Here is a 7,884-nt window from a genome sequence, read left to right as displayed (position 1 = left end):
CGGCCTGGAGCCGCTTGCTGGCCACGCGCCCGGGCGCTTCGATCACGCCATGCGTCCCTTGAGCTGGCCGGGCCGGCGGCGCGCCGCCAGCGCCAGTCCGGCCAGTCCGACGCCCAGCATCCCCCAGGTCGCCGGTTCCGGAATCGGCGCCGCCACCACGAAGCCGCGGATCTCGCCGTTCGGATACTCGGCCGTGTGGATGTTGAGGTAGGCCTGGTTGGCGTCCATCGCCGCCAGCAGCGCCGCGCCGGCGCTCGACGGTGTGCCGCCGAACTGGGCCAGGAAGGCCGGATCCCAGACCGCCGCGTCGCCCAGGTCGAAGGTGTGGCTGTATTCGCCGGCAGTGACCATCATGGGGAAATCCACCAGCGAGATCGCGGGCGGCGCCACACCGGTGAAGGCCTCGGTGGTGCAGCAATGGATGTGGGCGACGGTCGTGCCGGCGACCAGGTCGCGGAACGGCACCTCGGCCCGCAGCAGCGAACCATCGATCTCGAGAGTGGCGATGCTCGAGCCGGGCGACCCGTTGGGCGGCGACTCGGCCGGGCCGCTGGACACGGCACGGTAGATGTCGGCGCCCTGGGCCGCCGGTGCGAGCGCCAGCGCCGAAGCGGCGAGCGCAAGTGCGGTCAGTACTTTTTTCATGGCAGTCCTCCTGATTAGGAAAGAATCCAAACAGCACACCCGGCGGGTGTGCTGCTGAAAAAAGTAGCGCATCAATTCCGCACCGTCCACACCGTACGGGCGATAAAAGTGCCATGGGCAGAAGCGTAGGAGAAAGGGCGCAACGGCCCTTGCTCAGGAAATTACTGGGGATTGCGCAGGATGGTGATCTCGCCGTCGGCTTCCAGGAAGGCGCATTTCATTTCCGGCCGTGGGCAGTCGTGCTGGCGCAGGGCGACTTCAAGGTCGGATTCGGCCAGGCGGCAACTGCGCACCACCTTGTCGAAGAACACGCCGTCGCGGCCGATCAGGATGGCGCTGCCGTCCACCATCTTGTCGAAGCGCTGGCTGCGCGAACTGAGGAGGGCAACCGTGGAATTGATGGCGACCAGCGTCGCTGCCGAGATCAGGCCTCCCACCAGCGATTCGTCGCCCGCGGTCAGCGAGCTGGACACGGCTTCGGACAGCAGCATGACGACCAGCAGGTCGAAGGGCGTGAACTGGCCGACCGTGCGGCGGCCGGACAGGCGCACCATTACCAGCAGCAAGACGTACACGCTGAGCCCGCGCACAATAAATTCCCACCAGTCTAGATCCATGTCGAACATATCGTCTCCATGCACAACACCGATGAGTTCATTGTATTCAAAACACCAGGGTCTTGATTTTCAAGCGTGCGCTACCGTGAGCAAGCCCTGGAATGGGGCGGGGAGGGGGGCGTGTGGGCGGCTTCCCAGGCCGCAAGTTCGCGCTCGTAGCGCTCGAGCGCTTCTTCATACAGGTCGAAGACGCAGGGCACGCAACCGCTGCGGCAGCAATCCTCGAGGTCAGGCTGCACCGGCGGGACCGGGCGCGGGGCGGGCGTATTCATTCCTTGCGCCCGGCCTCGCCGTTGAGGATCCGCTGGATTTCCTCGCGTTCCTTCTTGCTGACGTGGCCGCGCAGCGCGGCCAGCACCAGTTCCTTGCCCGAACCGGAGAAGGCCTTGTGGATCAGGTCCTTGATCAGGCCGGCCTGGTGCCTGTCCTGCGGCTGGGCCGGGGCGTACACGTGCGCGCGCGCGCTCTCGTCGCGGATGAGCAGGCCCTTGGCATGCATCATCTGCAGCAGCCGCAGCACGTTGGCATAGGGCATCTCGGGCCGCGACGCGAGCGCCGCCTCGTGCACCTGGCGCGCAGTGGCGGGGCCGAGCTGCCACAGCAGGCGCAGCATTTCCAGTTCGGACGGGGTCGGCTTGGCGGGAAGATCGGGAGTGCTCATGGATCTAGAATAAATGATCTAGACCGCCGCGTCGAGCCGTCCTGCGGCTGCGACGTTCAGTCCCGGTCGTGGAGCCGGTATTCGCGCAGGTCGAACACGGTCTTGCCGTTTTCCCGAACGCACACGCCGGTCATGGTCTCGCCCCGGCGCAGCACATGCTTGATGCGGGTGCCGGCGGCCTTCCCGACGCAGGCGGCGTGGGCCGCTTCCGGTATCTCGGGCAGGGGCGGCGGGGCCGGCGGCGCCGGCGGGGCCGGGATCGCGGGCATGGACGGCAGGGCTGGCGGGGCGGCGCCCACGACCCGTTCGTCCGGCAGTTCGGGCGGCGCCGGCGGGGCGGGCGGCGCAGGCGGAGCGGGCGGCGTCGGCGGTGGCGGGCATTTTCCCTTCACCGTCGATTCGCACTTGGTGTGGACGTGCACGCCCGCCTGGGCGCTGCCTGCGATCAGGCCCAGCAGGGCAATGGCGGCGATGGCCTTGTTTTTCGTATGCATGGTGGTCTCCCTTGGCTGCGGCCCGCGCCTGCGGCGGGCCATGGATGCATCCTGCCTGCCGAATGTGGAGAAATGATGGAGCCTTACTGGAGGTCGCAGCGATAGCCGAGCCCGTAGATCGAGAGGATCGCTTCCAATCCGGGCGCGGCAAGCGCGATCTTGCGCCGCAGGTTCTTGATGTGGCTGTCGATGGCGCGATCGGTGGCCTCCAGGCTGTCGGCGCGCGCGGCGTCGAGCAACTGCGCGCGCGACAGCACCTGGCCCGGCCGGCGCGCCAGCGCCGCCAGGATCGCGAACTCGCTGGGGGTCAGGTCGAGCGCCTGGCCATGGATGCTGATCCTGCGGGCCGCTTCGTCGATCGCCAGCCCACGATCGGGGGCCGAGGCGCCAGCGCGGCGCAGGATCGCCTTGATGCGCGCCATCAGTTCGCGCGGGCTGAAGGGCTTGCACAGGTAGTCGTCGGCCCCGGCCTCCAGGCCGAGCAGGCGGTCGATCTCCTCGACCCGCGCGGTCACCATGATCAGCGGGATCTCGCTGCCGGGGTGATCGCCGCTGCGCAGCGTACGGCACAGCGACAGGCCGTCGAGTCCGGGCAGCATCAGGTCGAGCACGACCAGCGCGGGCGGCTCGGCGCGGATCGCGTCCAGGGCCGCGCGGCCGTCGCCGAAGACCAGCGGGACGTAGCCCGACGCGCGCGCGTAGTCGGCCACCAGCGCGGCCAGTTCGGGCTCGTCCTCCACGATCATGATGGCCGGGTTCATGCGGCTTCTTTCGCCAGCGGCAGCGACAGGGTCACGCGCAGGCCGCCGAGCGGCGAGTGGGCGAAGGCCAGGCTGCCGCCCTGCGCCTCGAGCAGGCGCCGGCACAGTGCCAGGCCGAGCCCGGCGCCGCCGTGGGCGCGGCTGCGCGAGGCGTCGACGCGGTAGAAGCGCTCGGCCAGGCGCGCCAGGGCGTCGTCCGGCACGCCGGGCGCGCTGTCGTCGACGACGAGGTGCAGGCAGGCAGCGTCGGCGTGCGCATGCAGCGCGATGCGTCCGCCCGCCGCGGTATAGCGCAGGCTGTTCTCGAACAGGTTGTCCAGTACCTGGCGCAGGCGGTCCGGGTCGGCCAGCACCTGCCTGCGCGCAGGCGCGGCGCCCGGTTCGAAGGACAGCGCGGCCGCCTGCAGGCGCGTGGCGAAGCCTTGCGCCTGGGCGGTGGCGAGCTCCCACAGGTCGAGCGGCACGGGCTTGCAGTCGAGCGCCCCGAGGTCGGACCTGGCCAGCGCATACAACTCGTCGATCAGCTTGTTCAGGGCCAGCACCTGGCGCAGCATGGACTCGACGGTCTCGGGCGTGGCGCTGCGCACGCCGTCCTGCAAGGCCTCGAGCTGGGCGCGCAGCACGGCCAGCGGGGTGCGCAGCTCGTGCGAGGTATCGGCCACCCACTGGCGGCGCGCCCCTTCCGCGCTTTCCAATTGCTGCGCCAGCGCGTTGAAGTGGCGCGCCAGCTCGCCCAGCTCGTCGCTGCGCGTGGCCGGCAGCCGTACCTGGTAGCGGCCGCCGGCCAGCGCGCCGGCGGCCTCGGCCAGGCGTTCGATCGGCTGGCGGAAGTGGCGCGCCAGCAGCACCGCGGCAAGCGCGCTCAGGCCGAGTGCCGCGGCGACGATCGGCCACAGGCTGCTGCGCAGCTGTTCCAGGAAGGTGAGGGCCATCGCATCGCTCGGCCGCCCGCTGGGCGCCACGCCAAGCAGGCCGACCGTGCGGCCGCCCACCGCGATGGCGCGGTGGACCAGCGGGAGCTCGCCCGGCACGCGGCCGGCCAGGTAGCCGCCGTCGGCATCGAGCAGGGTCACACGCTGGTGCAGGTCGTGGGTGATGCCGTCAGCCTGCGGAGCGTCCAGGCGCGGGGGGAGCAGGGGCAGCGCCGGCGGTGCCGGAGGAGCGGGCGGTGCGGGCGGAGCCGGCGGAACGACGCCGTCCACCGGCGCCGCCGGAATCGCGGCGCCGGTGCGCGCCAGCGGGACAGGCGGCAAGGGTGCCGCCGACACCTCGGGCGCCGGCGGCACCGCCATCGCCCGGCGCTCGCGTTCGTCCTGCAGGCGCACCAGTTCCTGCGCAACCCAGCCGCGCCGTTCGTCGCCCGCCGGCAGGAACTGCCAGCTGCCTTGCGCCCGGTAGCGCGCCGCCAGGCTGTCCGACAGTTCGCCCAGGCGGTCGAGTTCGATGCCGACCGCGTAGTCGCCGAAACTCGCCAGCACGTTCTGGCGCAGCAGGTAAACGGCGCTGGCCGCCACCGCGAGGATGGCGAGCAGGACAGAGAGGAAGAGGCGGTGGCCGATGGAAAATTTCACGATGTCGGGTCAGCGCAAGACTACATGAGAGAGATTTTTTATTCTCAAGAACGGCGAGCGAACGCTCATACTATTCCAATGGTGGCAAAACAACAAAATCAATTTCTCTTGGTTTGACAGAGAAGACGCCGGAGCCCTCAAGGCCTGGTCCTACAAGACGCTTGCCGGTTTTGGGTGGTCTGCCGGGTTCAACATGCTTAGGATGAACCTGTCTCAGCCACTTCCGGCTGATGCTTTACACGATGAACAGGAGGCAACTATGGCATCGAATAACCAAGGCGGCAACAAGGGCAAGCAGGGCGGCAACCAGGGCGGCAACCAGCAGAGCGGCGATACCAGCAACCGCGGTTTCGCATCCATGGATCCGCAGCGCCAGCGCGAGATCGCCAGCGAAGGCGGCCGTGCTGCCCACGCATCGGGCAATGCCCACGAGTTCACCTCGGAAGAAGCACGCCGCGCCGGCTCGATGAGCCACGGCGGCGGTGGCGGCCAGCAGAGCGGCGGCCAGGGCGGCAACCAGCAGAGTGGCGGACGCGGCGGCAATCAGGGCAATCAGGGCAATCAGGGCAATCAGGGCAATCAGGGCAATCAAGCCAGCGGCGGCGTGCAGGGCGGCTCGCCCGAGCAGCATGCGCGTGCGGGCTCGCAGAGCCACAAGAACCAGAAGTAAATCGTAGGGTGGGCGGGTCTTCCGCTCACGCGTTCAAGCTGCGTTTGCATGAACGATATCTCCTTCATGCCGGCACTGTTTGAACGCGTGGGCAAGAAACTTGCCCACCCTACTTAATAAACATCCCTACGGTAGCGTCCTTCCGCCGTGAGCGCATCCAGCGTCTCCACGCCCAGCACTTCCGTCAGCGCCTCGTGCACGCCGCCCGCCATCCCCTGCAGGCTGCCGCACACGTAGATCGCCGCACCCTCGTCGACCCAGTTCCGGAGCGCCGAGGCCTGTTCGCGCACCAGGTGCTGCACGTAGCGCGGCGCCGCGCCATCGCGCGAGAAGGCGAGGTCGAGCCGGGCCAGGCCGTTCGAGGCCAGCCATCCCTGCAGCTCGTCGCGGCACAGGAAGTCGTGGGCCGCGTTGCGTTCGCCGAACAGCAGCCAGTTGTCGCCTTTCCCGTCATCGATGCGCGCCTTGATCAGGGCGCGCAGCCCGGCCAGCCCGCTGCCGTTGCCGATCGCAACCAGGGGACGTCCGGCATTGCCGTTCAGGCGGAAGCGCGCATGCGCGCGGATGCGCAGGCGGATCACCTCATCCGGCGACGCCGTCTCGCACAGCCAGCCGGACGCCGCACCCAGGCTGCCGTCCTCGCGCCGCTGCAGGCGCACCAAGAGTTCCAGCCGGCCTTCGGAAGGCAATGATGCGATCGAATATTCGCGCGGGTGCCCGGGATCGGCCGGGGCGCTGACCTGGGCCAGGTCGCCGGCTTCCCAGGACGGCAGCGCGCCGTCGACCGGCACCAGCGCGATGCGCAGGAGCGGCGCGCCGGCGCTGCCCGGATTGGCGAGCGTGCGCGCTGCGATGCGCCACTCGCCGTAGCTCGGCGCTTCCCAGTCCGGCGTGTCGCTGGTGCCGGCCAGGCGGCCGATGTGCTGCTGCCATGCGGCCAGCGCGGCGGGGTTGCCGCGGTCGACGTCGATGCGCTCGAACAGCGGCGTGGCGCCGTGCGCGGCCAGCCAGCCGTCCAGCGCGCGGCCGAAGCCGCAGTAATTCGTGTAGCTGCTGTCGCCCAGCGCCAGCACCGCGTAATGCAGGTGCGACAGGTCGAGCGCGGCACCCATGGTCACGCCGGCGAAGCGGGCCGCGGCATCGGGCGCGTCGCCCTCGCCATAGGTGCTGGCGATGAACAGGACGCGGCCGGCCTTCGATAGCGTGTCCGGGTCGAGTGCCGACATGCAGGCCGCGCGCGCCGACAGGCCGCCCGTCGTCAAGGTGGCCGCGGTCTGTTCGGCCAGGAACTCGGCGCTGCCGGTCTGGCTGGCATGGACCACCAGCCAGTCGGCCTCGCCCGTGGCCGTGGCCTTGCGGGCGCCGGCGCGGGCGCGCCAGAACGCGAAGCACATCGCCAGGTAGCCGCCGGACAGGGCGAGGGCGCCGCCCAAGCGTACGGGGTCGATCGTCATCATCATTGCAGCAGCTCGCGCCAGGCGGCGCTGGTATGCTCGCGCAGCCCGCCGTCCTGGCGGACCAGGTAGCGCCCCGCGATGCCGCGCGCATCGGCAAACGCGATCCCGGCCTCGACCCCCATCACGGTGAGCGCGGTCGACAGCGCATCGGCCATCATGCAGCTGCTCGCCACGACCGTGCAGGAAGCGACGCCGTTGGCGATCGGGTGGCCGGTGCGCGGGTCGATCGTGTGCGAAGCGCGCTGCCGGCCGTGCTCGAAATAACTGCGATAGTCGCCCGAGGTGGCGACCGCCAGCCCGTGCAGGGCCACCATCGCCTGCGGGCTTGCCGCCGCATCGGGCACGCCTTCGATCTCGACCCACCACGGCTCGCCGCCCGGCTTCATGCCGGCGCCGCGCAGCTCGCCGCCGACTTCGACCAGGTAGTGGCGCACCCCGAGGCGCTCCAGGCACCGGCCGAGACGGTCCACGCCATAGCCCTTGGCGATCGAGGAGAAATCGAGGACGGCGCCGCCCGGCTGCAGCAGGCGGCGTCCGGCGCGGTCGAGCTGCGGGACGGCCCGGGCGCGCCGCGCCAGGGTGCTGGCGACTTCGATGGGGGAGGGCAGCTGGAAGCCGGCCGCGTCGTGGCGGCCGCTCGGGCCGAAGCCCCACAGCTTGACCAGCGCGCCGGCGGCCGGGTCGTAGGCGCCGGCGCTGTCTTCATGCACTTGCAGCGCGAGGTCGACGACCTCGTAGAACTGCGGCGGCAGCGCATGCCAGCTGCCGGCCGGCGCCCGGTTGTAGCGCGCCAGCAGGGAGGCTTCTTCCCAGTGGCTCATCTGCGCGACGATCTCGTCCAGCTCGCGTTGCAGGGCCGCCTCCAGGCCCTGGCCGCTACCTGGCGGCACCAGCATCCGCGCCGACCAGGTCGTGCCCATCGTGTGGCCCGCCGCCTGGCGCAGGCTGCTGCCCGCCGGCGGCAATGCCATGTCGATCTCGAACGGAACGAGGACGCTGCGCATCGCC

The 7,884-nt window shown here is 70.2% G+C and carries 10 protein-coding genes; 1 reads left to right on the top strand and 9 read right to left on the bottom strand.

The window, feature by feature from the left end; translation table 11 throughout:
- Positions 1 to 42: 42 nt before the first annotated feature.
- The 7 genes from ACK4S9_RS21410 to ACK4S9_RS21380 form a co-directional block, all read right to left on the bottom strand.
- Positions 43 to 645 carry a CHRD domain-containing protein gene (locus ACK4S9_RS21410; RefSeq protein WP_409729675.1) on the bottom strand — a complete coding sequence of 201 codons (603 nt, stop codon included), beginning with the start codon at positions 643 to 645 and terminating at the stop codon, positions 43 to 45.
- Positions 646 to 806: 161 nt separating this feature from the next.
- A complete protein-coding gene (locus tag ACK4S9_RS21405) occupies positions 807 to 1,271 on the bottom strand; it encodes a DUF421 domain-containing protein (protein ID WP_409729673.1) in 465 nt (154 codons plus the stop codon).
- A 71-nt stretch (positions 1,272 to 1,342) separates the two neighbouring features.
- Positions 1,343 to 1,534: an oxidoreductase-like domain-containing protein gene (locus ACK4S9_RS21400; RefSeq protein ID WP_409729671.1), complete on the bottom strand. Its 192-nt coding sequence runs from the start codon at positions 1,532 to 1,534 to the stop codon at positions 1,343 to 1,345.
- The gene (locus ACK4S9_RS21395) at positions 1,531 to 1,923 is read right to left on the bottom strand and encodes a BlaI/MecI/CopY family transcriptional regulator (RefSeq protein ID WP_409729669.1); all 393 of its coding nucleotides are present in this window, start codon (positions 1,921 to 1,923) and stop codon (positions 1,531 to 1,533) included. Before ACK4S9_RS21395 ends, ACK4S9_RS21400 begins: the two co-directional genes overlap by 4 nt.
- Before the next feature lie 56 nt (positions 1,924 to 1,979).
- Entirely contained in the window at positions 1,980 to 2,417 is a 438-nt protein-coding gene (locus tag ACK4S9_RS21390; protein ID WP_409729667.1) for a hypothetical protein, read from the bottom strand.
- An 83-nt stretch (positions 2,418 to 2,500) separates the two neighbouring features.
- The gene (locus ACK4S9_RS21385) at positions 2,501 to 3,178 is read right to left on the bottom strand and encodes a response regulator (RefSeq protein ID WP_409729665.1); all 678 of its coding nucleotides are present in this window, start codon (positions 3,176 to 3,178) and stop codon (positions 2,501 to 2,503) included.
- On the bottom strand, positions 3,175 to 4,749 hold the full coding sequence (locus tag ACK4S9_RS21380) for an ATP-binding protein (protein ID WP_409729663.1): 1,575 nt from the start codon (positions 4,747 to 4,749) through the stop codon (positions 3,175 to 3,177). Before ACK4S9_RS21380 ends, ACK4S9_RS21385 begins: the two co-directional genes overlap by 4 nt.
- A 259-nt stretch (positions 4,750 to 5,008) precedes the next feature.
- Here ACK4S9_RS21380 and ACK4S9_RS21375 point away from each other — a divergent pair, with 259 nt between their 5' ends.
- Positions 5,009 to 5,419 (top strand): KGG domain-containing protein, encoded by a 411-nt coding sequence (locus tag ACK4S9_RS21375; protein WP_409729661.1) that lies wholly within the window; start codon positions 5,009 to 5,011, stop codon positions 5,417 to 5,419.
- Positions 5,420 to 5,532: 113 nt separating this feature from the next.
- Here ACK4S9_RS21375 and ACK4S9_RS21370 read toward each other — a convergent pair whose 3' ends face one another.
- Positions 5,533 to 6,879 carry a sulfite reductase subunit alpha gene (locus ACK4S9_RS21370; RefSeq protein WP_409729659.1) on the bottom strand — a complete coding sequence of 449 codons (1,347 nt, stop codon included), beginning with the start codon at positions 6,877 to 6,879 and terminating at the stop codon, positions 5,533 to 5,535.
- Positions 6,876 to 7,880 carry an FAD:protein FMN transferase gene (locus ACK4S9_RS21365; RefSeq protein ID WP_409729657.1) on the bottom strand — a complete coding sequence of 335 codons (1,005 nt, stop codon included), beginning with the start codon at positions 7,878 to 7,880 and terminating at the stop codon, positions 6,876 to 6,878. Before ACK4S9_RS21365 ends, ACK4S9_RS21370 begins: the two co-directional genes overlap by 4 nt.
- Positions 7,881 to 7,884 lie beyond the last annotated feature (4 nt).

Source organism: Massilia sp., from assembly GCF_046293535.1.
In the GTDB taxonomy this organism is placed as follows: Bacteria; Pseudomonadota; Gammaproteobacteria; order Burkholderiales; family Burkholderiaceae_D; genus Telluria.
This window is presented reverse-complemented; position numbering and strand designations above follow the sequence as displayed.

What these genes read in the sequence shown, in the direction of transcription:
- ACK4S9_RS21400 (WP_409729671.1), bottom strand. Translation starts at nt 1,534, where the DNA reads ATGAATACGCCCGCCCCGCGCCCGGTCCCGCCGGTGCAGCCTGACCTC.
- ACK4S9_RS21405 (WP_409729673.1), bottom strand. Translation starts at nt 1,271, where the DNA reads ATGTTCGACATGGATCTAGACTGGTGGGAATTTATTGTGCGCGGGCTC.
- ACK4S9_RS21375 (WP_409729661.1), top strand. Translation starts at nt 5,009, where the DNA reads ATGGCATCGAATAACCAAGGCGGCAACAAGGGCAAGCAGGGCGGCAAC.
- ACK4S9_RS21395 (WP_409729669.1), bottom strand. Translation starts at nt 1,923, where the DNA reads ATGAGCACTCCCGATCTTCCCGCCAAGCCGACCCCGTCCGAACTGGAA.
- ACK4S9_RS21390 (WP_409729667.1), bottom strand. Translation starts at nt 2,417, where the DNA reads ATGCATACGAAAAACAAGGCCATCGCCGCCATTGCCCTGCTGGGCCTG.
- ACK4S9_RS21365 (WP_409729657.1), bottom strand. Translation starts at nt 7,880, where the DNA reads ATGCGCAGCGTCCTCGTTCCGTTCGAGATCGACATGGCATTGCCGCCG.
- ACK4S9_RS21410 (WP_409729675.1), bottom strand. Translation starts at nt 645, where the DNA reads ATGAAAAAAGTACTGACCGCACTTGCGCTCGCCGCTTCGGCGCTGGCG.
- ACK4S9_RS21385 (WP_409729665.1), bottom strand. Translation starts at nt 3,178, where the DNA reads ATGAACCCGGCCATCATGATCGTGGAGGACGAGCCCGAACTGGCCGCG.
- ACK4S9_RS21370 (WP_409729659.1), bottom strand. Translation starts at nt 6,879, where the DNA reads ATGATGATGACGATCGACCCCGTACGCTTGGGCGGCGCCCTCGCCCTG.